Origin of the sequence: uncultured Paenibacillus sp. (genome assembly GCF_963515335.1) — a bacterium.
Taxonomy (GTDB): domain Bacteria; phylum Bacillota; class Bacilli; order Paenibacillales; family Paenibacillaceae; genus Paenibacillus_I.
Map to the genome: position 1 here is coordinate 1 of NZ_CAUPYC010000056.1, position 26,987 is coordinate 26,987.

Annotated in this window: 23 protein-coding genes; 16 read left to right on the top strand and 7 right to left on the bottom strand. The window is 59.7% G+C overall.

What is annotated here, in order from left to right; all coding sequences use genetic code 11:
• Window positions 1-150 precede the first annotated feature (150 nt).
• Window positions 151-3,411, top strand: coding sequence for a S8 family serine peptidase (locus RWM61_RS15565; RefSeq protein WP_314002411.1), 3,261 nt, complete (start codon window positions 151-153; stop codon window positions 3,409-3,411).
• A 73-nt stretch (window positions 3,412-3,484) separates the two neighbouring features.
• Here the strand turns inward: RWM61_RS15565 and mobB are convergent, their stop codons facing one another.
• The gene (gene mobB / locus RWM61_RS15570) at window positions 3,485-4,012 is read right to left on the bottom strand and encodes a molybdopterin-guanine dinucleotide biosynthesis protein B (RefSeq protein WP_314002413.1); all 528 of its coding nucleotides are present in this window, start codon (window positions 4,010-4,012) and stop codon (window positions 3,485-3,487) included.
• A 262-nt stretch (window positions 4,013-4,274) separates the two neighbouring features.
• On the opposite strand from mobB, the gene RWM61_RS15575 reads away from it, so the two are divergent.
• Complete coding sequence (locus tag RWM61_RS15575; protein ID WP_314002415.1) at window positions 4,275-6,626, top strand: FdhF/YdeP family oxidoreductase; 2,352 nt, start codon at window positions 4,275-4,277, stop codon at window positions 6,624-6,626.
• A 43-nt stretch (window positions 6,627-6,669) separates the two neighbouring features.
• Window positions 6,670-7,506 (top strand): formate dehydrogenase accessory sulfurtransferase FdhD, encoded by an 837-nt coding sequence (fdhD, locus tag RWM61_RS15580; RefSeq protein WP_314002417.1) that lies wholly within the window; start codon window positions 6,670-6,672, stop codon window positions 7,504-7,506.
• 118 nt (window positions 7,507-7,624) lie between these two features.
• Here fdhD and RWM61_RS15585 read toward each other — a convergent pair whose 3' ends face one another.
• On the bottom strand, window positions 7,625-7,816 hold the full coding sequence (locus RWM61_RS15585; protein ID WP_314002419.1) for a hypothetical protein: 192 nt from the start codon (window positions 7,814-7,816) through the stop codon (window positions 7,625-7,627).
• Between the two features lie 305 nt (window positions 7,817-8,121).
• Here RWM61_RS15585 and RWM61_RS15590 point away from each other — a divergent pair, with 305 nt between their 5' ends.
• Complete coding sequence (locus RWM61_RS15590) at window positions 8,122-9,546, top strand: molybdopterin molybdotransferase MoeA (protein ID WP_314002421.1); 1,425 nt, start codon at window positions 8,122-8,124, stop codon at window positions 9,544-9,546.
• A gap of 240 nt (window positions 9,547-9,786) precedes the next feature.
• Here the strand turns inward: RWM61_RS15590 and RWM61_RS15595 are convergent, their stop codons facing one another.
• Window positions 9,787-10,170, bottom strand: a complete 384-nt coding sequence (locus RWM61_RS15595) for a hypothetical protein (RefSeq protein WP_314002423.1) — start codon at window positions 10,168-10,170, stop codon at window positions 9,787-9,789.
• 325 nt (window positions 10,171-10,495) lie between these two features.
• On the opposite strand from RWM61_RS15595, the gene zwf reads away from it, so the two are divergent.
• The 5 genes from zwf (at window position 10,496) to RWM61_RS15620 (ending at window position 16,790) form a co-directional block, all read left to right on the top strand.
• Window positions 10,496-12,055, top strand: a complete 1,560-nt coding sequence (gene zwf / locus RWM61_RS15600; RefSeq protein WP_314002425.1) for a glucose-6-phosphate dehydrogenase — start codon at window positions 10,496-10,498, stop codon at window positions 12,053-12,055.
• A 91-nt stretch (window positions 12,056-12,146) separates the two neighbouring features.
• On the top strand, window positions 12,147-12,776 hold the full coding sequence (locus tag RWM61_RS15605; protein ID WP_314002427.1) for a cyclase family protein: 630 nt from the start codon (window positions 12,147-12,149) through the stop codon (window positions 12,774-12,776).
• 97 nt (window positions 12,777-12,873) lie between these two features.
• Window positions 12,874-14,457, top strand: coding sequence for a peptide chain release factor 3 (locus RWM61_RS15610; protein WP_314002429.1), 1,584 nt, complete (start codon window positions 12,874-12,876; stop codon window positions 14,455-14,457).
• A 330-nt stretch (window positions 14,458-14,787) separates the two neighbouring features.
• Window positions 14,788-15,603, top strand: coding sequence for an alpha/beta fold hydrolase (locus RWM61_RS15615; protein ID WP_314002431.1), 816 nt, complete (start codon window positions 14,788-14,790; stop codon window positions 15,601-15,603).
• A gap of 95 nt (window positions 15,604-15,698) precedes the next feature.
• Window positions 15,699-16,790 (top strand): DUF3048 domain-containing protein, encoded by a 1,092-nt coding sequence (locus RWM61_RS15620; protein WP_314002433.1) that lies wholly within the window; start codon window positions 15,699-15,701, stop codon window positions 16,788-16,790.
• Between the two features lie 142 nt (window positions 16,791-16,932).
• On the opposite strand, the gene RWM61_RS15625 is transcribed toward RWM61_RS15620, so the two are convergent.
• A complete protein-coding gene (locus RWM61_RS15625; RefSeq protein ID WP_314002435.1) occupies window positions 16,933-17,331 on the bottom strand; it encodes a VOC family protein in 399 nt (132 codons plus the stop codon).
• A 269-nt stretch (window positions 17,332-17,600) separates the two neighbouring features.
• Complete coding sequence (locus RWM61_RS15630; RefSeq protein WP_399538792.1) at window positions 17,601-18,506, bottom strand: aldo/keto reductase; 906 nt, start codon at window positions 18,504-18,506, stop codon at window positions 17,601-17,603.
• 341 nt (window positions 18,507-18,847) lie between these two features.
• Between RWM61_RS15630 and RWM61_RS15635 the strand changes: the two genes are divergently transcribed.
• On the top strand, window positions 18,848-19,417 hold the full coding sequence (locus tag RWM61_RS15635; RefSeq protein WP_314002438.1) for a TraR/DksA C4-type zinc finger protein: 570 nt from the start codon (window positions 18,848-18,850) through the stop codon (window positions 19,415-19,417).
• 194 nt (window positions 19,418-19,611) lie between these two features.
• Here the strand turns inward: RWM61_RS15635 and RWM61_RS15640 are convergent, their stop codons facing one another.
• A complete protein-coding gene (locus RWM61_RS15640) occupies window positions 19,612-20,133 on the bottom strand; it encodes a hypothetical protein (protein WP_314002440.1) in 522 nt (173 codons plus the stop codon).
• Window positions 20,134-20,203: 70 nt separating this feature from the next.
• Window positions 20,204-20,374, bottom strand: a complete 171-nt coding sequence (locus RWM61_RS15645; RefSeq protein WP_314002442.1) for a hypothetical protein — start codon at window positions 20,372-20,374, stop codon at window positions 20,204-20,206.
• 245 nt (window positions 20,375-20,619) lie between these two features.
• On the opposite strand from RWM61_RS15645, the gene RWM61_RS15650 reads away from it, so the two are divergent.
• The 6 genes from RWM61_RS15650 (at window position 20,620) to RWM61_RS15675 (ending at window position 26,961) form a co-directional block, all read left to right on the top strand.
• Entirely contained in the window at window positions 20,620-20,910 is a 291-nt protein-coding gene (locus tag RWM61_RS15650) for a YerC/YecD family TrpR-related protein (RefSeq protein WP_036581486.1), read from the top strand.
• 3 nt (window positions 20,911-20,913) lie between these two features.
• Window positions 20,914-21,780 (top strand): CbiX/SirB N-terminal domain-containing protein, encoded by an 867-nt coding sequence (locus RWM61_RS15655; protein ID WP_314002446.1) that lies wholly within the window; start codon window positions 20,914-20,916, stop codon window positions 21,778-21,780.
• Between the two features lie 28 nt (window positions 21,781-21,808).
• Complete coding sequence (locus RWM61_RS15660; protein ID WP_314002454.1) at window positions 21,809-22,762, top strand: diacylglycerol kinase; 954 nt, start codon at window positions 21,809-21,811, stop codon at window positions 22,760-22,762.
• 19 nt (window positions 22,763-22,781) lie between these two features.
• A complete protein-coding gene (rlmD, locus tag RWM61_RS15665; protein ID WP_314002448.1) occupies window positions 22,782-24,227 on the top strand; it encodes a 23S rRNA (uracil(1939)-C(5))-methyltransferase RlmD in 1,446 nt (481 codons plus the stop codon).
• A gap of 435 nt (window positions 24,228-24,662) precedes the next feature.
• Complete coding sequence (locus RWM61_RS15670) at window positions 24,663-25,814, top strand: ATP-binding protein (protein ID WP_314002450.1); 1,152 nt, start codon at window positions 24,663-24,665, stop codon at window positions 25,812-25,814.
• Window positions 25,807-26,961, top strand: a complete 1,155-nt coding sequence (locus RWM61_RS15675) for a S8 family serine peptidase (RefSeq protein ID WP_314002452.1) — start codon at window positions 25,807-25,809, stop codon at window positions 26,959-26,961. The genes RWM61_RS15670 and RWM61_RS15675 overlap by 8 nt, the downstream gene beginning before the upstream one ends.
• Window positions 26,962-26,987: the final 26 nt, after the last annotated feature.

Below are 26,987 nucleotides of genomic sequence, written 5' to 3' on the forward strand. Positions count from 1 at the left end.
CAATTCCGAAAACAGCTTCAGCTTATTTAAGCGGGTTTACTGAATAGTTACAGTTATTCCCGCAATCGTGCCGCAGCGATACCGGATGTTTTTGTCGGACAGGCCGGATTGTCATATTGTTCTATTTTATATCTTCATCGGAGGTTTTGCATGAATCGGTTGTTCCAGAATGTTGTCCACAAGTGGCTTGTGCTCTCCATAGCCGTCGGACTGCTTGCGCCTGCCGTCTTGTCTCGCGAGGCGGCCGCCGAGCCGGAAGTTCCGTCCCCCGAAATGAGCGTGGACGAGGCGGAAATCGTGCCCGGACAGGTGCTCGTCAAATACAAACGTCCTCAGCCGCAGCGGCGGACGGCAGCGGGCGTCCAATCCGTCACGCCGTTTGTCAAAGCCGTTGCGTTTAACGAGCAAATAGAGGTTGAAGATAAAATCGCCGAATTGAACCGGGATCCGAACGTGGAATATGCGGAACCGGTATACCGGACGAGCCTGGCGAGCGTCGGGGAGCCCGGCAAGATCACGAAAGCCGGGGCGTACGGCACCGATGCGCAAGCACTGTATTGGTCCGGGGAGTTGGATCCTTATATGCAGAGTTGGGGGAAAATCGCTTCCCGGCTCGAGCAGGCGCAAGCATTGACGACTCCCGCGCAAAAAAGCGAGGTGATCGTGGCCGTGCTCGATACGGGCATCGATGCCTCGCATCCCGACCTATCGGCAGCGATCCTGCCCGGGTACGACTTTGTCTATAACGATGCCGGGCCTGTGGACGAGCATGGGCACGGCACGCATGTGGCCGGTATCATCGCGGCGCAGGCCGCGGGCGCGTCCGGGTACTCCGGCGTAGCGCCGGGCGTGCGCGTCATGCCGGTCCAAGTGTTGAACGCGGATGGCGAGGGCACGACCGCGCAGGCCGCGAGCGGCGTCCGCTATGCGATCGATAACGGCGCGGACATCATCAATATGAGCCTCGGCGCGGCGGAAGACAGCAAAATTCTGCACGAATTGATCCGGGAAGCGACGGACAAAGGCATCATAGTCGTGGCCGCCGCCGGCAACGAAAGCAATCACTGGGTCGGCAGCGAAGCCGGCAATATCATGAGTCCGCCCGGGGTCGGTTACCGGATGGCCAAACCGACGATCTATCCTGCGGCTTACGAAGAAGTAATCAGCGTCGGCGCCTACGCGCAGCTGGCGGATATGAGCTATGCGCTGGCCGATTTTTCGAATGTGGGCAAGGTCGATGTGGTGGCGCCGGGCGTCAACATTTTCAGCACCTATTTGGGCGGCAATTACGCTTATCTGTCCGGCACGTCGCAGGCTGCTCCGTTTGTGGCGGGGCTGGCGGCGCTGCTGAAGGCCAACGCGCCTTCTTTAACGAATGAATCGATCCGTACGATTATCCGCTCCTCCGGAAGCAGATCGGCGTTGAAGACGGTGGATTATGGCGGTTACACCGGCGGCAATCTGGTGGGGGAGCCGCTGAACGAGGGGATGATCTACGGAATGGGCGCGATCGACGGCGTGCGCGCCACCGAAATCCCTTTCCTGCAGGTCACCCCTGTGGAAACGGACCGGACAGCGCCGGCGACCGTGACCTTTGACGTTTACATGCGGGATGTCTTCGGCCGCGTCGCCGTCGTGGACGCACCGGTCCGTCTGGAGATGAAGTCATACAATGAGTTGAATATGTACAGGAACGGCGACACTTCGGCGGGCTTCATCGACGTGACGCTGGAGGACGGATATGCCAAGGCGGTCGCGGAGGTCACCTATGGTATTGACGACGTGTATCATTATACGTACTATGCCAGCTGGAACGATACGCTGCTCGGGGAGAGCCGGTCGTCAAACACGGTTCATCTGGTCAATCGCCCGATGGAGCCGCAGGTCAGCCTTGCCGCAGGCACTTATGCGGGCGCCCGGTCCGTTACGATTACATCCCTGTATCCGGACGACGTCGTTTACTATGAGCTGAACCATGGCGGAGCGGAGGAATCCGGGCAGCTGACCGAGAGCAAAACCTTGCAAATCTCGAAAAATAGTGAATTGCGTACGTTTACCGTTAAAAACAATGTAGTCGGCGACGAGGCGTTCTATGCGTATACGATTTCGCCCGCCCCGGCGGTTGTCCAACCGACACCTGCGCCGGCACCATCGCCGGGGCCTGTGCCGGGACCCGCACCGGTGCCTGTGCCGGCACCATCGCCGGGGCCAGCACCTGCGCCAGGGCCCGCCCCGTTCCCGTTCCCATTCCCGTTTCCCGCTCCGGCACCTGCAACGCCGCCCGCTGAAAACCAACCCGCGCAGAAGCCGGACCGGTTCAAGCCGGAGACGGACAAGCTGCTGGAACGGCTGGACGGCGGCGAACCTGTTGTAACGGTGGACGTCGATCCGTCGCTTCGGGGCACAGGGACCGTCGAGCTGGACGGCTCCGTGCTGCAAAAAGCGGACGAGCGGAACAAGTCGATATCGGTTAATATGGGCGATTTCCGGCTGACCCTGCCTCCGAACGCGCTCGGTGCCGCCGGTAGTTTGAGCGGGCCGGTTGAGTTCAAGGCCGCGGAAACCGGAACGGCCGCGGCCCCCGCTTCGTCGCGAGTGCTGTCGCCGATTTACGATTTCAGCCTGTCGGTGAACGGACGATCGGTCAGCAGCTTCAGCCGTCCGCTGGAAGTCAGCTTTGCCGTCGATCCGGCGCGGATCGCGAACGCGCATCAGCTCGGCGTCTTTACCTTCAACGAAGCGTCGAAGGCATGGGAGTATGTCGGAGGTGCTTATAACGCCGCGGCCGGCACCGTAACGGTGCGATTGGCGCATTTTTCGCTCTATGCGGTAATGGAAGTAAGCGCCACGTTCCCGGATATCAAGGCCCATTGGGCGCGCAAGGAAATCGAAGCGCTGGCGGCCCGCCGAATCGTGTCGGGCGTCACGGGCGGCCGCTTCGATGCGGGCGCGCAAGTGACGAGGGCGCAGTTCGCCGTCCTGTTCGCCCGGGCGCTGCGGCTTGAGGCATCGGCGCCGGGAGCGGCGGCATTCAAGGATGTGCCGAAGGGCGCCTGGTACGAGAACGCCGTCTATGCCGCACGCGCAGCCGATCTGGTGAGCGGCGTGGCGGCCGGCCGGTTCGCGCCGGGGGCGGCAATCACCCGAGAGCAGCTGGCGGTGATGTCCGTGAACGCTTATCTGAACCTGACCGGCAGGAAGCTGTCGGACATTCCGATTACGAAGGACATCGGGTTCTCGGACGAGGGCGCAGTCGGCGCGTGGGCGAAAGCGCATGTCCGCGCTGCCGCCGAGCTCGGATTGATGGGCTCGGTCAACGGCCGGAGCTTCTCGCCGAAAACGCCGGTGAAACGCGATCAGGCGGCCGTCGTGCTCTACAGATTGATGGAAATGACGCAGAACGAACGATAGAGCGGCCGAAAAAGCCGTCGCGGCCCAGGGTTCGACAGCCCGGGCTTGCGGCGGCTTTTTCCGTGGGCGGTAATCAGACCGGACGCATTCGCCCGCCGTCCATGTTCCGCACAAGGGTGTAAATGGCGTCGATGTCGTCGATGCGGAGGACGGGAAGGCCGGCAGGCGGATCGGGCAAAAGCGCGTCAGGCCAGACGATGGCAGCGGCAGGACTGCTGAGCCGATGAAGAAGCTCGGCGTCTTCAGTCCGCTTGATGAGCACGAGCTTGGGGTAGCCGGCCGCTTTGAAGCCCTCGACGATCACGATCTCGGCGCCGCGGGCCGTGACGGCTGCGACAAGCTCGTCGGGACCGGTCGTCTGTTCGTACAGAATCGCCGTTCGGTCCGGCGAAGCGATCGCCGTCATATCGGCTCCCGCTCGGCGGTGCCGCCAGGTGTCGGTGTCCGGACGGTCCATATCGAATGCGTGCGCGTCGTGCTTCAGGGTGGCGACAACGCGGCCGTCCGCTTTGAAGCGTTCGACGAGCCGGCAGACGAGCGTCGTTTTGCCCGTGTTTTTGTAGCCGACGATTTGGACGATGAGGGGGCTCGGTTCGGGCATGCGTATTCCTCCTGCATAACGGTGCTGCTCTGACCATAATCGGTATCGGACGGTTTAGTCAAGACGGAACCGACCGGATTGTATGGAATGCGCTTTCTTGCTAATATAAGAACACAGCGGTTTGACGCGGCGCAGCGGTTCTGCGAGCGGTTCTGCGAGCGGTTCTGCCGGAGATTGACCGCCACGGTTCGATGTTTCTGCGAAATGGGCGCAGGGGTATCCGGCCGCGGCGGTTTTGATTTTCCAGGGGAGGAAACAATGGATGGGAAAGACGAAACATAGCGGGCCGGTGCGCCTGTCGAACAAACCGCGGCCGGGGCTGTGGGTAAGTCCGGTGCCTTTCGGGCTGGGAAAGCTGAAGCCGCATCATATCCGGGACACGATCAGGGTAGCGTGGAAAAACCGCGACAACCTCGGCTACGCCTACCGGATTGTGACGCAGGGTGTATGCGACGGGTGCGCGCTCGGCGTGTCCGGTCTGCGGGACCGGACGCTGACCGGGCCTCATTTGTGCACGACAAGACTGAATGTGCTGCGGCTCAACACGGCGCCGGCCATTCCGGACGGGAAGCTGCTCGGCAGCATCGAAGAGCTGCGCAAGCTGGACAGCGCACAGCTCAGGGAGCTCGGCCGCCTGCCCTACCCGATGATCCGCGAGCGCGGCGAAGACCGGTTCCGGCGGATCGGATGGGAGGAGGCGCTGGAGCGGATCGCGGGCAAGCTGCGGGGCGTCGATCCGAAGCAGACGGCGTTCTACCTGACCGGGCGCGGCATTACGAACGAGACGTACTATATGGCGGCCAAGACGGCGAGGCTGCTCGGCAGCAACAATATCGACAACGCGTCGCGCATTTGCCACTCGCCATCCAAGACGGCGCTCAAGCGGTCGGTCGGCATCGGCGCTTCAAGCTGCAGCTACAAGGACTGGATCGGCACCGACGTGCTCGTTTTCTGGGGCAGCGTGGCGGCGAACAACCAGCCGGTGTCGACGAAGTATATGTACGCGGCGAAACGCGCCGGCACGAAGATCATCGTTATCAACCCGTACCGCGAGCCGGCGATGGACGGCTACTGGATTCCGTCGGTGCCGGAGTCCGCGCTGTTCGGCACGAAACTGGCCGACGACTGGTACCAGGTCAACATCGGCGGCGACATCGACTTCATGAACGGCGTGCTGAAGCATTGGTTCGCGATGGAGGCGGCCGAGCCGGGCTCGGCGGTCGACCACGCTTTTGTGCGGGAGCACGTGAACGGCTACGAGCAGCTGCGCGCGCATGCGGAAAAGCAGGAATGGGACGCCATCGAGCGGGGCTCAGGGCTTTCCCGCGAGCGGATTCGGTCATTCGCCGGGCTGCTGGCCGGCTCGAGGAGCGCGGTGTTCGTGTGGAGCATGGGGCTGACGCAGCACCGGTTCGGTACCGACAACATTTCACAGGTGGCGAACCTGGCGCTGCTGCGCGGTTTTATCGGCCGGGACAAATGCGGCCTGATGCCGATCCGCGGCCACAGCGGCGTACAGGGCTCAGGCGAGATGGGCGCCGATCCGTTCAGCCTGCCCGGCGGGGAATTCAAGGGCGGCGACGTCGAGCGGATCGAGAAGCTGTGGGGCTTTGAGCTGCCGAAATGGCAGGGCGACATCATCGGCGCCTCGCTGGACAACGCGCTGCTGCCGGACGGGCATGAGCGCAAGCTGCGGCTGTTCTATACGTCGGGCGGCAACTTTCTGGAAACGATGCCCGATCCGGACCGGGTGCGGCGCTCGCTCGAGAGCGTGGAGCTTCGTGTCCACCAGGATATCGTGCTCAACACGTCGACGCTGCTCGACGCCCGCGAGGCGGTCATCGTGCTGCCGGCGAAAACCCGCTACGAGATGGAGGGAGGCGGCACGTCCACTTCAACCGAGCGGATGGTCTATTTCTCGCCGGAAATTCGCGGCCCGCGGATCGGGGAGGCGCGCGAGGAGTGGCGGATTTTGCGCGAGCTTGCGCTGAAGGTGATGCCGGACGAGGCGGAGCGCCGTCTTCCCGCGACGGCGGAGGCGATCCGCGCCGAAATCGCATTGGCGGCGCCGAATTACGACGGCATCCAGCTGCTGAAGGAGCGGGGCGACGTGTTCCAGTGGGGCGGCGCATGGCTGTGCGAGGGCGGCGTCTGCCCGACACCGGACGGCAAAGGCCGGCTGTGGGCGATCGAGTCCCCGGCCTTGCGGCGGGAATCGGGGCATTTTGTCGTGACGACGCGCCGGGGCAAGCAGTTTAACTCGATGGTGTATGCGGCGGTCGACCCGTTCAACGGGGCCGACCGGCATGACGTGCTCGTCAGCGCGGAGGATGCGGAATCGCTCGGGCTTCGGGACGGCGAGCCGGTCGTGCTGCACAACCGGAACGGCACGTTCTACGGGCGTGCGAAGCCGGCGCCGCTTGCGAAAGGCAATCTGGAGCTGTTCTGGCCGGAGGGCAACGTGCTGTTCCCGGCCGGCGTGTATGAGCCCGCGGCGGGCATTCCCGAGTACAACGCGACGGTTACGCTCGAGAAGGCGGAGGCGTTCCGCGCCCGCAAAGACCGGAAATATAAAGAGCGGCCGGTAAGGGAGCTTGAGCTGGACGCGGAGTGATTTTGCCGGAGGCGGCTGTGGCGGAAAGGAGGTGGGTGCGGAGATGGATAGGGATGCACCGGAGCAAATGGCGGGCGTATGGACGGTTCGGCGGTTCGAGAACGGCGCATGGGCGACGGGCGCGGACGAAGTGGCGGAGGAGACGCCTGTCACGATCCGGCTCGACGGCATGGAATTTGCGACGATCGTCTGCTCGCCGACCGACCTTGACGACTTGATTTACGGTTTTCTGGCTTCCGAGGGCGTGATCGTTTGGCCGGACGATGTGGCGAGACTCGACTGGGACGCGGGCAGAGGCATGGCGGACGTGGCGCTCAAGCGCAAAATCACGCTGGCCGAAGCCGATTTCGGCAAACGGGTCATCGGCTCGTGCTGCGGCAAAAGCAGACAGTTCTACCTGCGGGCGGACGCGAAAACGGCGAAAACGTCGGTCTCCCGCATCCGCATGACGGCGGCAGAATGCCTGGAGGCAATGGAGGAGCTGCAGCGTTCGTCGGATGCGTTCGGCAGAACCGGGGGCGTGCACAACGCGGCCCTCTACGATCCGAACCGGCGGCGGACGCTGGCGGCGCGCGCCGATATCGGCAGGCACAATGCGCTCGACAAGCTGTACGGGCATTGCATGCGCGGCGGCTTGACCGGGCGGGACAAGGCGATTATTTTCAGCGGGCGGCTGTCGTCGGAGGTGCTGCTGAAGACGGCGAAAATCGGGGCGGCCGTGCTGGTGGCCAAGTCCGCGCCGACCGCGCTCGCGCTCAGGCTGGCGCACGATTTGGGGATCACCGCCGTCGGCTTCGCGCGCGGGGACCGGTTGAACGTCTATACGCATGCGGAACGGTTGGGGGCGGTCGCGCCAGAACAAAATGAGGAACAGCCATGAGGCCGGGGCTAATGAAAGCATCGGGGATCAAGGCGTGCCGCTGCACAAGATGTCGGGTAAGTTCGCGAACAAGGTACCGTAGAGCAATCATTTCTGGTAGACTTAATAAACGGGTCGGCTATTCGTCGTCGGTGCCCGAGAATACTTTGGAAGCGGCGAAGGCCGCTGCAAACATAAAAAGCAGGCCGATCATCCAGCCGCCGATCGGTGCCGCCGGCTTGAACGGTTCAAGCATATTTCCGCCGAGAATGGCGGTTACGGATAGAAGCAGCAGCACGACGGTCCATAGGGCCGGTTTCCGCAAGGACATTCACCTCCGCTCCTATTTTAGCATGTCCTGCGGCGGCGGGGGAGTGAGGGCGGACGAGTGGACGCCGGGCGCATGGATACGGATGTCGGCGCGCGATGTCGCGGTGAAGCGCGATAGGAGCTAGCGGATACGAGGTAACGAGGAATGGGTTCAGGTCTGATCGGCTTGCGCAATGAGATGCGGATGGGCTGGGCTGGCCGGTGGGATAAGGCGGCTTTAAGGGCTGCTCGGTGACGGAGAGACACGTTGCGGAGCGACTTGCGCAGGAGTATTCCATTATGCGGTCGGAAGGAGGAGGCGACGAAGTGGATTTCCAGGGAAAAGCGCGGTTTGACCGCCGTGCCGTCCGCGTGGACGACGCGCAGCGGCTGCTGCTGGAGGCGGTGCGGCCGCTCGCCGCCGAATCTGTTCCGCTGTGGAGCTGCGGCGGCCGCTATCCGGCGGGGCACGCGTATGCGACGGCGGATTGGCCGCCGTTCGACCGCTCGGGCCTGGACGGGTATGCCGTCCGGGCAGCGGACATCGCGCAAGCGACGCCGGAACGGCCGGTGCCGCTGCGCGTGGTTGACGCGATTGCGGCCGGGCAGATATCGGCCGCAATCGTGGAGCCCGGCACCGCCGTGCGCATCATGACCGGCGCGGCGGTGCCGGAGGGGGCGGACGCAGTCGTCATGCTGGAGCAGACCGCGGACGCCCCGGCGGCCGGGCCGGGTGACAGGGCGGCGGTGCTGGTGAAGCAGCCCGTCGCGCCCGGCCGCAACATCGCGCCCCGCGGCGAGGAATTCCGCGGCGGGAGCGAGGTGGCGAGACCCGGCGAGCGGCTGCGCCCGGGCCATATCGCGCTGCTCGGCACGTTCGGCTATGCCGAGCTGAGCGTGGTGAGGCGGCCGCGCGTGGCGATTTTCGCGACCGGCACGGAGCTGCTGCCGATCGAGGCGCCGCTGGAGCCCGGCCGCATCCGCGACAGCAACAGCTCGATGGTCGCCGCGCTCGTGGCGGACGCCGGCTGCGAGCCGCTGCCGTACGGGCGGCTGACGGACGATCCGGAGATGATCCGATCCGCTTTGTCGGCCGCATTCCGCGAGGCGGACGCCGTTGTGACGACAGGCGGTGTCTCGGTCGGCGACTGCGACATTATGGCGGTGCTGCTCCGGCGGTTCAAAAACGCTTCGGGATCGGGCGGCGAGGCGGACGAGTATCGCCGGGGAGCCGCGACAGCCGCTAGCGTGAACGTCGGCTCCAATGGAACGGCTTCGCCTTCGGCGGGCACGGCGGGCGAATCCGAATGGTACGGAGCGCCGCAGGCAGGAGGAGAATGGAGCGGTTCCCTGTTGTTCGACAAGGTGGCCATGCGTCCCGGCTCGCCCACATCGGCGGCGCTGGTGAACGGAAAGCCGCTGTTCGCGCTTTCCGGCAATCCGGGCGCCTGTTACGTCGGCTTTGAGCTGTTCGTGCGGCCGACGCTGCTGCATATGCAAGGCAGCAGCGATCCGCTGCCGCGCTCGGTTACGGCAGAGCTTGCCGCCGCGGTCACAAAGGGCTCGCCCCATGAGCGGTTCGTACGCGCGAAGCTGTTCGAACGCGGAGGGCGGCTATACGGCGACCCGCTTGCCTTCGGCCAATCGAGTATGATGGCTTCATTGCCGGGAGCGAACGCATTGCTGCGCATTCCCGCCGGACGGGAAGGAGCCGAGGCGGGCACGCTCGTCCAAACGATCGTGCTTCCCTAGCCGGTGCCGGGCCGCTGCAATAGGAGATACAGAGACAGCCTTTCCAGTCATCGACGCCGTTCGGCTCCACGGGACCGGAAAGGCTGTTGTGTATTTTGGCGGGACTTCCCGCCCTTTACGGAAAATAGAACCGGATGATAATGCCCGGACCGGACGCGAGCGCGGGCGGCGGGCCGAGCGGCCGCAAGCGGCGTCATGGGTGCGCTTAAGGCTTCTCACAGAATGATCGGCCAATGCGCATTAAAGGACGAGAAACAGCAAAGCGATCAGCGCCAGATCGATCGCGAGCGCGGCGCCGAACGGATAATAGGGGCCGGGATAGTAGCCGGGGCCGCCGTAACCCCACGCCTGCGTAAAAGCATCCGAAGCCGCGTCTTTCTGCAGTGACGACGATGCCTTGCCTTTGGCCGTTTTTTTCGAATTGGACTTGCGGCCCTGCGCCCGGTCGCCCCGGATTTTCGGGCCTCCGGCCGTTCCCGACGCGTCGCCGTTCAGATACAGCCGTCCTCCGCGGCAGCCGGTCAGGACGCCGACATGCTCCGTGCCGTCCTTCATGACGATGCAAACGACATTGCCGCAGAGCGGCCGGATCCGATCCTCGTTAAGCGGGTAAATCGGTTCCACGTGGTTGACACCTCCCTGATGTTCCTGCAAGCAGTGTATTCACCCAAGGGCGTTCGCGTATGGTCGATCACCCAACGGACATCCGCCCAACTTTCGTCGGCGCGGCCGGCGGAACGGTCAAGGTGCAGCCGGCGCCGCACCGGCAGGCCGGCGGTTGACCGGCGGAATGACGACCATCACGGAGGACTGCATCCTGGGAGCGCCGCCCGCCGCGGCTTCGGTCGGTTTTTTTGCCGTTCGATAGCGATTCTTGCCCGATTATGGTACACTACATATCGTGTGAAAGCTGTCAATACCCAAAATACATAGGAAAGAATGAGGAACGATGACAGATCCATTCAACCATGAGCAGGCGGGGACAACCGCCGGTGCTGTATTTTATTTGTTCGGCGCGACGGGCGATCTTGCGAAACGCAAGTTGTTCCCGGCCTTGTTCAGCTTATATAAGGAAGGCAAGCTTGCGGAGGATTTTGCGGTCATCGGTCTGGCTCGCCGTCCGCGCACGAACGAGCAATTCCGTTCCGATCTGTACGAATCGATCAGCGAGTTTTGCCGCTACAAGCCGACCGATTCCGAGCTGTGGAACCGGTTCGCGCAGCATTTCGTCTACATGTCGCTCGACATCCATCATCCCGAAGGCTTCCGCGAGCTGAACAAGCTGTCCGATGAGCTCGACGAGAAGTTCGGCATCCCGGGCAACCGGCTCTTTTACCTCGCCCTGGCTCCCGAGTTGTTCGGTCCCGTATCGTTCAACCTGCGCGAGGGCGGCCTGCTGGAATCGAAGGGCTGGCATCGCCTGGTCATCGAGAAGCCGTTCGGCTACGACCTGCCGTCGGCGCAGCTGCTGAACGAGCAGCTCAGCCAGGTGTTCAGGGAAGAGGAAATTTTCCGGATCGACCATTACCTCGGCAAGGAAATGGTGCAGAACATCGAGGTGATCCGGTTCGCCAACGCGTTTTTCGAGCCGCTGTGGAACAACAAGCATATCGCCAACGTGCAGATCACGCTGTCCGAAACGGTAGGCGTCGAGGACCGCGGCGGGTATTACGATAAATCCGGCGCGCTGCGCGACATGGGCCAGAACCATATGCTGCAGATGCTGACCATGATCGCGATGGAGCCGCCGAGCCGCCAGCATCCGGAGGATATCCGCGACGAGAAGGTCAAGGTGCTTCGTTCGCTGCGCCGATTCGCGTCCTCGGACGATGTGCGCAAGAACGTCATCCGCGGCCAGTATGCGGAGGGTTCGCTGCGGGGCAAGGCGCTGCCGGGCTATCGGCAGGAGGATTCGGTCAATCCCGAGTCCACGACCGAGACGTATTTTGCCGCCAAGGTGTTCGTCGACAACTTCCGCTGGGCCGGCGTGCCGTTCTATATCCGTACAGGCAAAAGGCTGCCGGTGAAGACGACCGAGGTCGTGATCGAGTTCAAGAACGCGCCGGACAATGTGCTTTTCTCGCGCAAGAGCAATCTGTCGCCGAACCTGCTCGTCATCCGGGTCAACCCGATGGAGGGCATCTATATCAAAATCAACGCAAAGCGCCCGGGCTCCGATTCGGAGATCCAGCCGGTCGCGATGGAGTTCTGCCAAAGCTGCCAGATCGGCATCAACACGCCGGAGGCGTACGAGACGCTGATCCACGACGCGGTTCAGGGCGACTCCACGTACTTCACCCGATGGGACGAAGTGGCCCATGCCTGGACCTTCGTGGACAAAATCGCGGCCGCATGGCGCGAAACGTCTTCCGACCTGCTGACGTACCCGGCCGGATCGTGGGGGCCGAAGAAAACGGACATTCTGCTCGGCGAGGACGGCTTCTTCTGGTGGCCGGTAAACGGCCAGGACGAGGACAACGTCATTTGGGTGACGAACAGCCAAAAATGATAAACGCGTCACGCGAACGGCTCCCGCATTTTGCGGGAGCCGTCAGCCGCGAATAGGCCATAAAAGCAAGTACCGAAGGAGGTCCTTAATCATGTTCAAAATCATCGATATTTCCATGACGATCGAAGACGGCATGACGGTGTACAAAAATAAAGAGGAGAAGAAGCCGAAAATCTACAATTCCTCGAATTTCCAGACCGGCAGAACGCATGAAACGCGGATCGATCTCGATTGCCACGGCGGCACGCATATCGATGCGCCGCTCCATATGCTGGAGGACGGAGCGACGATCGAAACGATCGGTCTGGAGCAGCTCGTCGGCACCTGCCGCGTGCTTGATCTGACGCATGTCGGCATGGACGGCATCGGCAGCGGGGACCTGAAGCCGCACAACCTGCAGCGCGGCGAGTGGATTTTGCTGAAAACGCAAAACTCGTTCACCGAAGCGTTTGACCCGAACTTCATTTTCGTCAACGAGGACGGCGCGCGCCACTTGATCGAAGCGGGCATTCGCGGCGTAGGCATCGACTCGCTCGGCATCGAGCGGTCGCAGCCGGAGTACACGACGCACCGGCCGCTTTTCCGCAACGGGATCATTATCGCGGAGGGGCTCCGTCTGAAGGACGTCGCGCCCGGCACGTATTTCATGGTCATTGCGCCTTTGAAGCTGACCGGTATCGACGGCGCGCCGGCGCGCGCTTTTCTGATCGGCAACGCTTGAGCCGCTTTGCGGCATATGGCGGACAATCAATCCGCCAGCGCGGCGCAGCAGGTATAGGAGCCCGGACTATGTTTCAGATAGAAGGGAATTACGTAGCATGAGCAAACCGTTAACCGAAGAAATCAAGCAGGAGGTCGAACGCAGGCGGACGTTCGCGATCATCTCCCACCCGGACGCCGGCAAAACGACGCTGACCGAGAAGCTGCTGCTGTTCGGCGGCGCGATCCGCGAGGCCGGCTCCGTGAAGGCGCGCAAGGCGAGCCGCCACGCGACGTCCGACTGGATGGAAATCGAGAAGCAGCGGGGCATCTCCGTTACTTCCTCGGTGATGCAGTTCGACTACAGCGGCCACCGGGTGAACATTCTGGATACCCCGGGCCACCAGGATTTCAGCGAGGATACGTACCGGACACTCACGGCGGCCGACAGCGCGGTCATGCTGATCGACGTCGCCAAAGGCGTCGAGGCGCAGACGATCAAGCTGTTCCAGGTATGCAGCAAACGCGGCATTCCGATCTTCACCTTCATCAACAAGCTCGACCGCGAGGGCCAAAGCCCGTTCGACCTGATGGAGGAGCTCGAGCGGGTGCTCGGCATCCGTTCGGTGCCGATGAACTGGCCGATCGGCATGGGCCGCGATCTGTGCGGCGTGTACGATCGGATGAACAACCAGGTCGAGCTGTTCCAGGGCAAGGATCATTCCAAGATCGAAGTGCGCAAGGTCAACAGTTACACGGACCCGGTCATCCGCGAGATGGCGGGCGAATTTCTTCACGACCAGCTGTGCCAGGAGCTGGAGCTTCTTGACGTCGCGGGCGACCCGTTCGACTTTGAGAAAGTAAGCCGCGGCGAGCTGACGCCGGTGTTCTTCGGCAGCGCGGTCAACAACTTCGGCGTGCAGACGTTTCTGGAAAACTTCCTGAAGCTGGCACCCGCGCCCACGCCGCGCAAGAGCACGAACGGCGAGGTGGAGCCGACGAGCGAGAAGTTCAGCGGCTATATTTTCAAAATCCAGGCGAACATGAATCCGGCCCACCGCGACAGGATCGCTTTCCTGCGCATTTGCTCCGGCCGGTTCGACCGCGGCATGAGCGTCAAGCATGTGCGCGCGGGCAAGGAGATCAAGCTGTCCCAGCCGCAGCAGTTCCTCGCGCAGGACCGGGATATCGTCGAGTCGGCGTACCCGGGCGACATTGTGGGCTTGTTCGACCCGGGCATTTTCCGGATCGGAGACTCGCTGTCCCAAGGCAGCGAAATTACGTTCGACGAGCTTCCGACGTTCTCGCCGGAGCTGTTCGCGAAGGTGACGGTCAAGAACGCGCTCAAGCATAAGCAGTACCAGAAAGGGATCGACCAGCTGACCGAGGAGGGCACGATCCAGGTGTTCCAGTCGACCGGCGGCTTCGAGGAGACGATTCTGGGCGTTGTCGGACAGCTGCAGTTCGAGGTGTTCGAGTACCGGATGAAGGGCGAATACGGCGTCGACATCCAGCTTCACCGGATGCCGTTCCAGTTCGCGCGCTGGCTCGCCGGCGAGGTCGATCCGTCCAAGTACCGGATCAACTCGCAGCTCGTCAAGGACAAACACGGCCATTACGTTGTCCTGTTCGAGAATGAATACGCGATGCGGACGGCGATGGACAAAAACCCGAACACGACGTTCCTCGAGACGGCGCCGTGATGCGGTCATTGTCCTCCGCGGGTCCCCGTTCTTACACATCCGACTGACCGGTTGCTCTCTGCCGCAAGGACGATGTGTATGGTGACGCCGCCGCCGAGAAGCTTCCAGCACCGGTTCAGCCCGGCATTCATCCGCAACCCCGTTTCGCCGCCCTGTCGGTGAAGCGGGGTTTTTTCTGATTATATAGGTTGAACTGAAGAGTGTCATTCAATAGGTAAACGGATATAACGGGGAAATATAAGCCGATCGTTGACAATTGTAAATCGCACACGTATTATATAACCAAGTAAATTAATCGGATTAAAATGTTTTAAGGAGAGTGCGGCAGTTATGGAGAAAGCGTTGACGTTGAGGCATGCCGAATTGGAGCTTGCGGCGACCTTGCATTATCCGAAACGGACGGACGGAGCGGCGAAGTCTCCTGCGGTCATTATATGCCACGGTTTCGTCGGCAGCCGGATCGGGGTAGACCGGCTGTTCGTGAAGACGGCGCGCGCGCTGGCGGACGCCGGCTATTACGTGCTCCGCTTCGATTACGGCGGCTGCGGGGAGAGCACCGGGGACTACGGTTCGCTCGGCCTCGACTCGATGATCGACCAGACCCGGACGGCTCTGGATTACGTTCACGACATGGACTCTGTCGACGCGCGGCGCGTTACGCTGCTCGGCCACAGCCTCGGCGGGGCGACGGCGCTGTTGACCGCGGTCCGTGACAAACGGGTCAAGCACCTTGTGCTCTGGTCGGCGGTCGGCTATCCGTTCAACGATATCGTGCGGATCGTCGGGCGCAAAGGGTACGACGAAGCCGTCCAGAAAGGAAGCACCGACTACGCGGGCTATTCCTTGCAGCCGGCTTTTTTCGAATCGCTCTCCGAGCATCAGCCTTTTCAGACGGCCGTCCGTTTCGGCGGCGACGTGCTGCTGCTTCACGGGACGAGCGACGACGTCATCCCGGCCGATTACAGCTTTCTGTTGCAGAAGGTATTGTGGACGCGTTCCGAGGGCATTTGCGACAAGGAAATCATATTTCAGGCGGATCATACCTACTCGACCCGACGCCATCAGGAGGAAGCGATCCGCCATACGGTCGATTGGCTGGCGCTTCAGGAAAAGCGGCAGCAGGAATGGCATCATTGGAGCATCTGAAACGAACGCAACTAGGGACAAACGCCAAGGAATATGGTTAAATGGAAGGAGCGGGAATAACCGACAAGAGGCGTAAAGGATGGGAGAACCGATTGATGCGTAACCTGACGGCAGTCCGGCCGGCATTGCTGCTCACGCTATGGATGACGCTTTTGGTGACGGCTTGCAGCCAGGGCGGGAATAACGGTCCGATTGCGGAAGGCGCAACGGCAGGCAATCTGACCGAGGACACGGTGGAAACGGCGGATACGGAAGGGCGGGATGCCGCTCCGGCCGAGCCGTCCGCGGCTTATGCATCGCCGCTGACGGGCCTGCCGCTGCAGGCGGAATCGACTGTGCGGCCGGTAGCCGTGATGATCAACAACTTCGGCCCGGCGCGTCCGCAATCCGGACTCCCGCAAGCGGACATGGTTTGGGAGGTGCTGGCGGAGGGCGGCATTACACGGCTCGTCGCGATTTTCCAGAGCGATGCCTTCACCGGTCCGATCGGCCCGATCCGCAGCATCCGGCCTTACCTGATCGATATTGCCGAATCGTTCGGCTCGATCATTGCCCATGCGGGCGGCAGCCAGGACGCCTACGCGATTTTACAGCGCCGGGATAAGCCCTATCTGGACGAAATTACGAACGCGAGCGGCTTTTTCTACCGGGACAAATCCCGCAAGGCGCCGCATAATCTGTACTCCAGCCTAGACAAGCTGCGCGAGGCCGCGGACAAGAAGGGCTATGACGCAACTGCGAGCGTGCCGGTGTTCCGGTTCATGGAGACGGCCGCGCCGCCCGCCGGCGCCGATGCAACGGCCATTGAGCTGCAGTTCATGTTGAAGAACTATAAGGTTTCTTACGCCTACGACGCGGCGACGCAGCTGTATTCACGCTCGGTCAACGGCAAGCCGCACACCGATCGGACGAGCGGCGAACAGCTGAAGGCGGCGAATCTGGTCGTGCTGAGCGCGGCGCACAAGGTGCTTGACGATGAGGGCCGGCTCGAGGTGGATCTGCAGTCGGGCGGACCGGCCATCCTGTTCCAGCTCGGCAAGGCGGTCGAGGCGACGTGGGAGCGGGGCGGCGACGGCGTGATCCGGATTATGAAGGACGGCAGCGAGCTTCCTTTTGTCCCGGGCAAAACCTACTATCACGTCGTACCGAACGATACGCCGTTGGCCGGGCATGTCACTTATCAGTAACCGGCGCAAAAACATGCAGCACGTCCTTCCAGAGAAGGCGGGCTGCATGTTTGCGTTCGGCGGGTTATCAGGCTGAGCGCACCGGTGGGTGTCGGTGGGTGTCGGTGGGTATCGGCAGGCATCGGCCGGTATTAATCCGGCGTCAGCAGATTTCCTTGGGCGCCCATTCGATCAGGTTGATCGGATGCCCGTCGGGATCGTAGACATCGAACATCATATGCGTGTTCCAGGGCGAATCCCAGACTTCCAGGTCGGATACGCGAATGAACCGGTTGTGCAGCGACTTGTGGAGCGCTTCGACGCCGCTCACATTCAGGTTGAAAAACGGCTTCGGGGCAGGCACGATTTTGCTGGCCGTCTCCTCCAGGCAGAGCATGCCGTAGTCGTCTTTGTCAGGATGGGTAAAAAGCGTGGCGGCCCGCGATTCGCCCCAGCGCTCGATGCCCCGGCAGCGCAGGCCAAGCTCCTTCGTGTAGAAATCGACGGATCGTTCCAGGTTGCTCACCGGCAGAAACACGCCGGCCAGAAAGTTGACGGTCATGAATGAGTCCCCTCCCGGCGGATATGGTGTGACTGGTCAGGCGAATATGCTGCATAGTCCCAGTATAACACGGGTTGCGGGGGAACGGGCAGGGAAAAGAGGGCAGCGGCAGTTCGGACAATATTCGAACGGACGCCAGTCGACCGGCGCGCGTGCAGGCGCAAGCGGGACGCGGCGCATGCACGCGCAGGCAGGATGCGCGTATGAGAGCATAAGCAAACGGAGCCGGGCCGGCTCCGTTGCGTCTTTGTCCGCATGTTTCGCGCCTGTTATTTCATGCCCGCCCACGCCGGCTCGCAAACCTCCTGCCAGCGGGTGCGGATCTCGTTCATCTCGGTGGCGGTGAGCTTGCCTTTGGCGGCGCACGAGACGTTGTCCTTCAGGTGCTTCGGATCGGTCGTGCCGATGATGGCGGTGCTCACCTGCGGAACGGATATCGTGAACCGGATGGCACATTCGAGCATCGTGCCCGGTTTGCGGCTCATGAACGGGTAATCGAGCTTGCGCAGCCGGTCCAAGTAGGTTCGGGGATAGTTGGGGCTGTCCGGCGAGCGTTCCCAGACGACGTTGGCGACGGGCCTTTTGGCGATTACGCCCATCTGCCTTTCCTCGGCCTCGCCCAGCGTCAAGGAGATCGCCTCCTGGTCCGCGATGTTCAGCGACGTTTGCAGGGCGTCGAACACGCCGGTCCGGATCGCATATAAGGCGTCGGTGCTGTCGCCGCTGTAGCCGATATAGCGGGTCAATCCGGCTTCCTTCATCCGCTTGACCGCATCGATCAGGTCGCCCTGCCGAAGGACGGCTTCCGTGCAGCTGTGGATGAGCAGCAGGTCGAGGTAGTCGGTTCGCAGCCTTTTCAGGCTCCGCTCCACACTCGGGCGAACGTTGCGGGCATCCCAGTCCGGGTATTCGAGGCCGACACTGCGGCCTTCGCCGCATTTGCCGAACAGGTAATATTCCTGCCGCCTGTGCGAAACCGCCCTGCCGATCAGCTCCTCGCTTGTGTCATAGCTTGGAGCCGTGTCCAGCACGTTCATGCCCAGGTCGAGCGCCTCGTTCACGAGCTTGGCCGCCTCGCCCTGACCGACATCCATCGCCTCCATCCCGATCTCCGCTCCGCCGAAGCCCAGCACGCTTACCGTCATGTCCGTTCTCCCGAACGGCCGCCGTTCCAGCCTTTGTTCCATCTATTCCTTCACCTCCATTAGGTTTCATGGGACATTACCCGTCCCGGCAGGGGCTTACCCAAAAATTCGAGCTTTTAATCGAAAATGATTCGCCTGGCTCAGACTAGCCGACCGAAAGCCGTCACAATCGTGCCCGCAAGCGGGAAAATGGCCCTCAGGTAGCGGCTGCGCGATCGGTCCCGAGACATGCAGCGGGGATGGAGGCGCGCGTTCACTGTCGAAACCGGGCGGCGGGAGCCGGCGGGCGGCCCGGAGCCGCAGCGGCTTTTTGTGTCATATGGCGTTTTATTCGGGTAATAGGAGAGAATCCGTGACGAGGAGGGCTTATCATGATGCAATTGAAAGTGGAACAGCAGAAGCGGCTCAAAAAGCTGCTCACCGACGAGCGCGAACGGCTGACGGACCATCTGGAGGCTCGGAGGGATTCGCCGGCCGTCTCGATGGGCGAGCTGTCGTCCTGCGACAACCATCCGGCGGAATTCGGAACGGAAACGTTCGAGCGCAGCCAGGATATGGCGCTGGATGACGCTTCCCGCGAGCGGTTAAACGAAGTGGAGCGCGCATTGGCACGGATGCGGGAAGGCGAATACGGGACGTGCGAGGTGTGCGGCGAGGACATTCCGTTCGAGCGGCTGGAGTCGGTGCCGGAGACGCTGCGTTGCATCCGGCATGCCGACAGCGGTCTCAGCGACGCGCGGCCGGTCGAGGAGGAAGTGATGACGGCGCCGCCGTCCGGCGCGGGCGAGGCGCGTCGGCGGCAGGACGATCGGTTCGACGAGGCGGATGCCTGGGCGGCCCTGGAGGAGTACGGCAACGCCAGCGATACCGTCAATCCGCAGGAGCTGGAGAGCGCGCAGGGCGAACGCGACATGGAACGCGCGAACAGCCGGGCGAAGTAACGGTTGCGCCGCCGCGAGAAGGCATAGGCACAGGTACAGGCAGGGACAACGGGAGAAGGCGAGGTGTGCGGGAATCGGTGAGCGGATGTCGGGGAAGACGCAGATAGGAGACAGCGGAAAATGGCCCAGCCGTGTCGCGCGGGATTGCGACATCGGACGGGCCATTTTGTGCGGAGACGGGGAGCGGGCGCGGTTCAGCGCCGCGTCGGCTTTTTGCCGCCCCGGCGGCGCGAGGTTGAGCCGTTGCGGCGTCTGCGTCTGCGGCGTCTCGGCGGAATGTACTCTTCGTCGTCGGCCGCTACGGCCGCCTTTTTTTTCTTGCCGAGCGAGCCGGCCAGCAGCTTGAGCATCGGCGCCATCTGCTGCATGCTGGAGACGACCTTCTGCACCTTTTGCACCGTCGCCACAATGCCGTCGATGCCGCCGAACCTGTCGATCATCACTTTAAGGTCGCCCAGGTTGCTGAGCGAGAAGCCGCCGGGTTTGGCCATCGGGGCCCCGCTCGGAAACACCTGCTGGGCGCCGGGGTAAAGCCCCGGCAGGTTCTGCCCCGGCTGAAAGCCGTTCAGGCCCGCACCGCCGCCGCCGAATAAACCGGGATCCGGCGCGGCGCCGCCTCCGAGCGCGAACGGGTCGTTGATGCCGGGGATGGCGCCGCCGTTCTCCAAAGGCTGCTGGAAGCTGCGCATACCCGGATAGTTGCGTGAATGAGTCACGTGGTATCACGATCCTTTTTTTCTAACAGTCTATGGGGTAGGCAGGTGCGGGGATTGGACGGATGCCCGGTTATCGCTTTTTTGTATCGTTCCAGCGCTTTAAACCGGCGACTCCGATGGCCAGCCCGGCGACCGTCAACCCTATACCGACGATTTTGTTCAAAAAGATGATGTCGGTGACGCCGAAAATGAGAAGAAAGACGCCGACGACGGACAGCAGCAGCGGATTTTGTTGGTTCATGCGATCACCTCCCGGAACCGTCTCATACAAGTTTATGATATGCGGAAACCCCTTAAGGCTATTTGGCCGCTCACCTCTAATATCGGATCGGCGGACGCCGGAGTTGAGCCGAGAAGCTTTGCTTTCACCGGTTGGCGGCTCTTCTGTCCTGTAAAGCGTGAATACGGTAATGCTTGAAAAAACGACCGAAACGCAATACAATGAGCATACAAGTTCCAGTTAAAGTTCTCATAGGGGTGACTTCCATGCAGCTCAAAAAGCTGAACGACAAATCGATCGACCAGCTGTTCGAGGCGGTGCTGACGCTGAAGACGGTGGAGGAATGCTATATTTTTTTCGACGACTTATGCACGGTGAACGAGATCCAATCGCTGTCGCAGCGGCTCGAGGTGGCGCGCATGCTGGGCAAGGGCTCGACGTATAATCAGATTGAAGCGGAAACCGGCGCGAGCACGGCGACCATCTCGCGCGTCAAGCGGTGCCTCAACTACGGCAACGACGGGTATTCGATGGCGCTCGGGCGTTTGGGAAGATAAGCGATGAAGCCGGGTGTGCTCGTCATCAGCCACGGCTCTCGGGACGCCGATTGGGTGGCGCTGGTCGATGAAGCGGTAGATTCGGTTCGACGTCCGGCAGGCATGCCGGTCGTTTCTTCATTTCTGGAGATTGTGGAGGGGCGTCTGATCCAGGACGGCGTCGACGCGCTCGAGGCGGACGGGGTGACGCATATTTATGTGCTGCCGCTGTTCGTATCCTCCGGAAGCACGCATGTGGACGACATCGCGCAAGCGTTCGGGCAGCCGGCGGCGGCGTACCGGGAAGGGGAGCTTGAGCCGTTCACGGTGCGCGAGGCCTCGGTCACGGTTGGCCGGCCGATTGACGATGACCCGGTCATCGCGGAGATCGTCTACGGGAATGTGCGCGAGTTGTCGGTTGCGCCGGAGCGGGAGACGCTGCTGCTCGTCGCGCACGGCAGCCGTGAGAAGGGTTTGAACCGCGTCTGGCGGACCGGCATGATGCGGCTCGCGGAGCGGGTGCGCGCGCTGGGCGGCTTCAAGCGGGCGGAGATTGCGACGCTGCTGCCCGATCAGGCGGCCTGCGTCATGAAGGCGTTGACGCGCAGGCGTGCGGCGGGCTCGGGAGCGAGCGGCTCGGAGGCAGGCGAGGTTGCGGGCTCGGGCGTGGGCGGTACGGAGGCAGGTGCCGACAGTGGAAATGGCGGTGAGGCGGTGCTGGTGGCGCCGCTCTTTTTGAGCCGGGGGTATTTTACGAGTACGGTCATTCCGGGGCGGCTTGCCGGCTTCGACTACCGGTACAACGGGCGCGCGCTGCTGCCGAATCCGCATATTTCGCGGTGGATGGAGCGGCAGATCGGGGAGTGGCTCGCGGATATGGAAGCCCGTTGACTGGGAATTGCCGGCGATTTCGGCTATGATGAGAGTAATCGCTCATCGTGAACGGAGTGGAGTAAGTTTGACGATCAAAAGGGCAAGACTGATATACAATCCGACCTCGGGTCGGGAGGAGATCAAGCGGCGCCTGCCGGACATCCTGCAGCGGCTTGAATTGGGCGGCATCGAAACGAGCTGCCACGCGACGGTCGGCGAGGGCGACGCTTCGCTGGCGGCGGCGGACGCGATCGAACGCGGCTTCGACATCATCATTGCAGCCGGCGGTGACGGCACGTTGTACGAGGTCATCAACGGGATGGGGGAGCACGTGAACCGGCCGCCGCTCGGCATTTTGCCGCTGGGGACGACCAATGATTTTGCGCGAGCGCTTGGCATTCCGAAGCATTGGGAGTATGCGTGCGACCTGATCGTCCAGCAGTATGCCCGGTTGATCGATGTCGGCAAGGCGAACCAGCGGTATTTCATCAACATTGCGGGCGGGGGCTCTTTGACGGAGCTCACCTATGAGGTGCCCAGCAAGCTGAAAACGATGATCGGCCAGCTCGCCTACTACATGAAGGGGCTGGAGAAAATGACGCGGCTGCGGCCCTCCGAGATGATCATTCAGGCTGCGGGGCATCCGGTGATTCACGAGGAGATCCAGCTTTTTCTCATATGCAACAGCAATTCGGTCGGCGGCTTCGAGCGGCTGGCGCCAGATGCGAGCCTGGAGGACGGCCTGTTCGAGGTACTGGTCGTGAAGAAGTGCAACCTCCCGGAGTTCATCCGGATCGCCACGATGGCGCTGCGCGGGGAGCATCTGAACGATTCGCATGTGCTGCATTTCAAGACGAACGAGCTGCGGGTGACGACCCAGGATTACGTGCAATTGAACCTGGACGGCGAATACGGCGGCACGCTGCCGTGCACGTTCTCGATACTGCCGTCGCATCTGAAGATTTTCGTGGATGAGCAGGGCGCGTCGACGTACCGGTGACAGCGTGACAGGAGGGGCTATGAGCGGCAAAGGGAAAGGGGCCGGAACCGGCATTCCGGTCGGCAAAAATGAAGAGGTCGTCGCCGACATCGTCGGCCTGACGCATGAGGGCGAAGGGGTAGGCCGTGTGAACGGCTTTACCCTTTTTATACAGGGGGCGCTTCCCGGCGAACGCGTGCGGGCGAAGGTGCTCAAGACGAAGAAGACGTACGGCTATGCGAAAATGCTGGAGCTGCTGGAGGCGAGTAGTGATCGGGTGGCTGCGCCTTGCCCGATCTATAAGCAGTGCGGCGGCTGCCAGCTGCAGCATATGAGCTATGCTGCGCAGCTCGCGTGGAAGCGGCGGCATGTGGTGGACAACCTGGTGCGGATCGGGAAGCTGGAGGTTGCGGGGGAAGGTAGCGGCGGAGGCGTCATTGTCCATCCGACCATTGGCATGGACGATCCGTGGCGGTACCGCAACAAGGCGCAGGTCCCGATTGGGATGGCGATGGCCGATCTCGAGGACGGCGCCAGCGGCTCGCTGATAGGCGGTTTCTATGCGCGCGGCTCGCACCGCATCGTGGATATGGACGCGTGCTTGATTCAGCACGAGCGCAACGACGACGCGGTTTGCCGCGTGAAGGAAATCGGCTCGCGCCTCGGCGTGACCGCGTACGATGAGAGCAGCGGCCGGGGCCTGCTGCGGCATGTCGTGGTACGGACAGGCTTCGTCTCGGGCGAAACGATGGTCGTGCTGGTCACGAACGGGACAAAGATTCCGAATGTACAGGAGTTTGTCGAGGGCATCCGAGCCGCGTTGCCCGATGTTCGCAGCATCGTGCAGAACGTGAACAAGAAGAGCACGAATGTGATTTTTGGTGATGAGACGCGGGTGCTTTGGGGAAATGACGTTATCTATGATGAGTTGGATGGGATAAGGTTCGCGATTTCGGCGCGGTCGTTCTATCAGGTGAATCCGGCGCAGACCGTGGCGTTGTACCGCAAGGCCGTGGAGTATGCCGGACTGACGGGTGAGGAGACGGTTATCGACGCCTACTGCGGCATCGGCACAATCTCGCTGTTCCTGGCTCGCCGCGCCGGACGCGTGTATGGCGTGGAGGTCGTTCCGGAGGCAATCGAAGACGCGCGACGAAATGCTGAGCTGAACGACATTGAGAACGCCGAGTTTGCTGTTGGGCTGTCGGAGGATGTAATTCCTCGCTGGCGGAAAGAGGGGATCGTGGCTGAGGTGGTGGTCGTTGATCCGCCAAGGAAAGGCTGCGACCAAGCGCTGCTGGATACGATTGTGAAGATGCAGCCGAAGCGGGTTGTGTACGTGTCGTGTAACCCGTCCACGCTGGCGCGCGACCTGCAGGTGCTCGAAGCCGGTGGCTACCGTACGGTAGAGGTGCAGCCGGTGGATATGTTTCCGCATACAACACATGTGGAGTGCGTAATAGGAATACAACGAATCGATACGTAGAAATCCTTTGTTTTCAACACTTTGCGCGATTTATGACCTTTACGAAGGACGGCAGCGACTTCAAAAACAAGCTGCTCAAAGACAAAATCGAGGTTTCCGTCGTTTTGGATTTGGATTTGGACGTCGGGTGTGTAGATATGTTGAACGCAAGTGAATAGTTTTGCGAACTTTTTTGACGGCGGATTGTTTTAAACGAGGAATATCCAAGAGAACGTCCCTTCAACTTCGGAGGCGTTCTCTTTTTATATGCAATAAAGTTCAATAATGTCCAATCACATGCCGTGTTAATCAAAAGGAAATATCGTTATTAAATGCAGTTTTAACCTGATAAAACCATCATTTGTCCAATGTTGTCCAAATTTAAGTTTGACTTAAACGAGATGGTGGATTATAATTTAGTACATAATTAGTATGTCTAAGAATTGAGGGGAACAAATGAAGTCAGGTTTGATAATTAAATTAATTGAGGCGCATTGCTCAGGAAATGAGGATGCCTTTAGGAAAGCTCTTGAGAATTTGGCAAGTGATGAAGAACGAAAAGGAAATTCTTCATTATCTAATGCTCTTATGAGCGCCTATTCTTATGATAAAAAAAACAATATATCGTTTAACTCGAGTCCACTATCCGAAATGTCGTTTTCTTTGCAAAGCGCATTACCTACTCCTAAAGATAAGGATAGCGCTTTAGAATTGATTGAGGTATTGCAGCCAAAAGTCAAATTGTCTGATGTAGCATTGCCAGAAAAAACGAAAGAAGCTTTGCTTCAAATTATTGAGGAGCAAAAGCAAGCGGAGGATTTGTTAACTAAAGGTGTTTCTCCGACGAATCGGATATTACTTTGTGGACCTCCTGGTTGCGGCAAGACATTAACGGCTAATGCAATTGCAGGAGAAATCGATATTCCAGTTGCTTATGTAAGGCTAGATGGACTTGTCTCGTCGTATCTAGGTCAGACGGGAACCAATATAAGAAAAATTTTTGAGTTTGTTAAAAACAAACGAATTGTGCTGTTTCTTGATGAGTTCGATGCCATAGCTAAAAAAAGGGATGATGCGCACGAATTAGGCGAATTAAAAAGGGTAGTGACAACACTGCTTCAAAATTTGGACTCAATGCCTGTTAACGTGTTTTTAGTTGCGGCAACCAATCATCATCATCTTCTTGATCCAGCAATCTGGAGAAGATTTGATACATCAATTTTATTAGAACTACCGAATGCACAGCAACGTGAAAGCATTATCACTAAATTTATTAATGAGACACTTGAACTTTACGAAATGGACATTAAGATCCTTACAACTTTAACAGAAGGAATGAGCGGAGCTCAAGTTGGCACCTTTTTACAGGCTCTAGCCAAATACTGCATTATGCAACACAAAACTAAAATTGTCACAAAAGAAGATATTGCGAATGTATGGGTTAAGCAGTCCTCTCTTTTGGTTAGCGAAGACAGCGATGCTTATACCCGTGCCCTATATAAGTTAAATAGAAGTGGCATTTCGATGCGTACACTTGAAGAAATAACGGGGATTTCTAAATCTACTTTGAGTTATCGGTTCAATAAGGAGGAAAAGAGCGATGAGTGACGAGCAGAAAAGTCATTTTTGGATTCCAGATGAGGAAGTTCAACGAGTTGATAAAACCTTAAGAGCGATGCCAACAAAAAGGAATGTTTCCTTTTCAGAGCATGGTTCAAAACTGAGTCACAGCTTGCAGGTAATAAAGCAAACATTGGAAGCAGCGGCTCCAGACAATTCTTTAGCAGATTCGGATTTGCTTGTATTTAATATCGAGTTGCCTCATGGGGAGAAGATTCAAGATAAGCAGAGTTTATTTGATTCTAATGGTATGAAGGTAAGAGCTGTTAAAAATGTACGGAGTGCTATCGTGACATCAACAAGCAGTCAGTTCCAAACGTTAAGAAATCGGGTTGACGCTTATACACGTAATGGCAGTGGAAGAACTTATTTCGATTTTATTGAAGATTTCAAACCATACATTGGTTCCGAAAAGAATTCAAGTGAATTGCGAAAATTAACCGCTTCTGCACAGACACCCATTACCTTAGATATTCAACTTATGCTGATACCAAATTTAGAGAATCATTTGTATCATTCTGCTCTGACGCAGCTAATTGAAAAAATTAATGAAACGCGAGGACATGTGCAGGAATCACCATATTATTTATCGGATAACACGCCAGTTGTCCGTGCTATTATCCCGTCAAATACATTGACTCGGTTCGAGAACGATTCTGCAATTTATAGAATCGAGAAAACAGATTTTTTTAATGTAGAGACTACTCAAGAGGCCCCGATTGATTTGGGGGAACTTGAGCTTGATCCTAGCGTTAATTTAGAAGAGCTTCCGATTGTCGCTGTCTTGGACTCCGGTGTAATGTTCCCTGAGTCATTATCATCGTTAATCATCAAAAATTGGGTTGCTCCAAACTCTAGTGGAGGAGATAGCGATCATGGAACTAAGGTAGCAAGCCGAGTGGCCTTTAAATATATTAATCAGCAGCTATCATCATCTATAATCACTCCTCGTACTAGAATTCTTGACTGCAACATACTTGACGGTAATGTGCCAGTAAATATCTTTATTCAGCGCATACAGGCAGCGGTAAATGCACATTCGGATATTGTGAAAATCTATAATTTATCTGCCAACGCTTCTTCTCCTATCGAAGGGGATGAAATGAGTGGCTCTTCGCCACTAGCGATGCTATGAGCATAAATTAGCTCTACGAATTTCCA

What these genes read in the sequence shown, in the direction of transcription:
- RWM61_RS15565 (WP_314002411.1), top strand. Translation starts at nt 151, where the DNA reads ATGAATCGGTTGTTCCAGAATGTTGTCCACAAGTGGCTTGTGCTCTCC.
- mobB (WP_314002413.1), bottom strand. Translation starts at nt 4,012, where the DNA reads ATGCCCGAACCGAGCCCCCTCATCGTCCAAATCGTCGGCTACAAAAAC.
- RWM61_RS15575 (WP_314002415.1), top strand. Translation starts at nt 4,275, where the DNA reads ATGGGAAAGACGAAACATAGCGGGCCGGTGCGCCTGTCGAACAAACCG.
- fdhD (WP_314002417.1), top strand. Translation starts at nt 6,670, where the DNA reads ATGGATAGGGATGCACCGGAGCAAATGGCGGGCGTATGGACGGTTCGG.
- RWM61_RS15585 (WP_314002419.1), bottom strand. Translation starts at nt 7,816, where the DNA reads ATGTCCTTGCGGAAACCGGCCCTATGGACCGTCGTGCTGCTGCTTCTA.
- zwf (WP_314002425.1), top strand. Translation starts at nt 10,496, where the DNA reads ATGACAGATCCATTCAACCATGAGCAGGCGGGGACAACCGCCGGTGCT.
- RWM61_RS15605 (WP_314002427.1), top strand. Translation starts at nt 12,147, where the DNA reads ATGTTCAAAATCATCGATATTTCCATGACGATCGAAGACGGCATGACG.
- RWM61_RS15610 (WP_314002429.1), top strand. Translation starts at nt 12,874, where the DNA reads ATGAGCAAACCGTTAACCGAAGAAATCAAGCAGGAGGTCGAACGCAGG.
- RWM61_RS15615 (WP_314002431.1), top strand. Translation starts at nt 14,788, where the DNA reads ATGGAGAAAGCGTTGACGTTGAGGCATGCCGAATTGGAGCTTGCGGCG.
- RWM61_RS15620 (WP_314002433.1), top strand. Translation starts at nt 15,699, where the DNA reads ATGCGTAACCTGACGGCAGTCCGGCCGGCATTGCTGCTCACGCTATGG.
- RWM61_RS15625 (WP_314002435.1), bottom strand. Translation starts at nt 17,331, where the DNA reads ATGACCGTCAACTTTCTGGCCGGCGTGTTTCTGCCGGTGAGCAACCTG.
- RWM61_RS15635 (WP_314002438.1), top strand. Translation starts at nt 18,848, where the DNA reads ATGATGCAATTGAAAGTGGAACAGCAGAAGCGGCTCAAAAAGCTGCTC.
- RWM61_RS15645 (WP_314002442.1), bottom strand. Translation starts at nt 20,374, where the DNA reads ATGAACCAACAAAATCCGCTGCTGCTGTCCGTCGTCGGCGTCTTTCTT.
- RWM61_RS15650 (WP_036581486.1), top strand. Translation starts at nt 20,620, where the DNA reads ATGCAGCTCAAAAAGCTGAACGACAAATCGATCGACCAGCTGTTCGAG.
- RWM61_RS15655 (WP_314002446.1), top strand. Translation starts at nt 20,914, where the DNA reads ATGAAGCCGGGTGTGCTCGTCATCAGCCACGGCTCTCGGGACGCCGAT.
- RWM61_RS15660 (WP_314002454.1), top strand. Translation starts at nt 21,809, where the DNA reads ATGAGAGTAATCGCTCATCGTGAACGGAGTGGAGTAAGTTTGACGATC.
- rlmD (WP_314002448.1), top strand. Translation starts at nt 22,782, where the DNA reads ATGAGCGGCAAAGGGAAAGGGGCCGGAACCGGCATTCCGGTCGGCAAA.
- RWM61_RS15670 (WP_314002450.1), top strand. Translation starts at nt 24,663, where the DNA reads ATGAAGTCAGGTTTGATAATTAAATTAATTGAGGCGCATTGCTCAGGA.
- RWM61_RS15675 (WP_314002452.1), top strand. Translation starts at nt 25,807, where the DNA reads ATGAGTGACGAGCAGAAAAGTCATTTTTGGATTCCAGATGAGGAAGTT.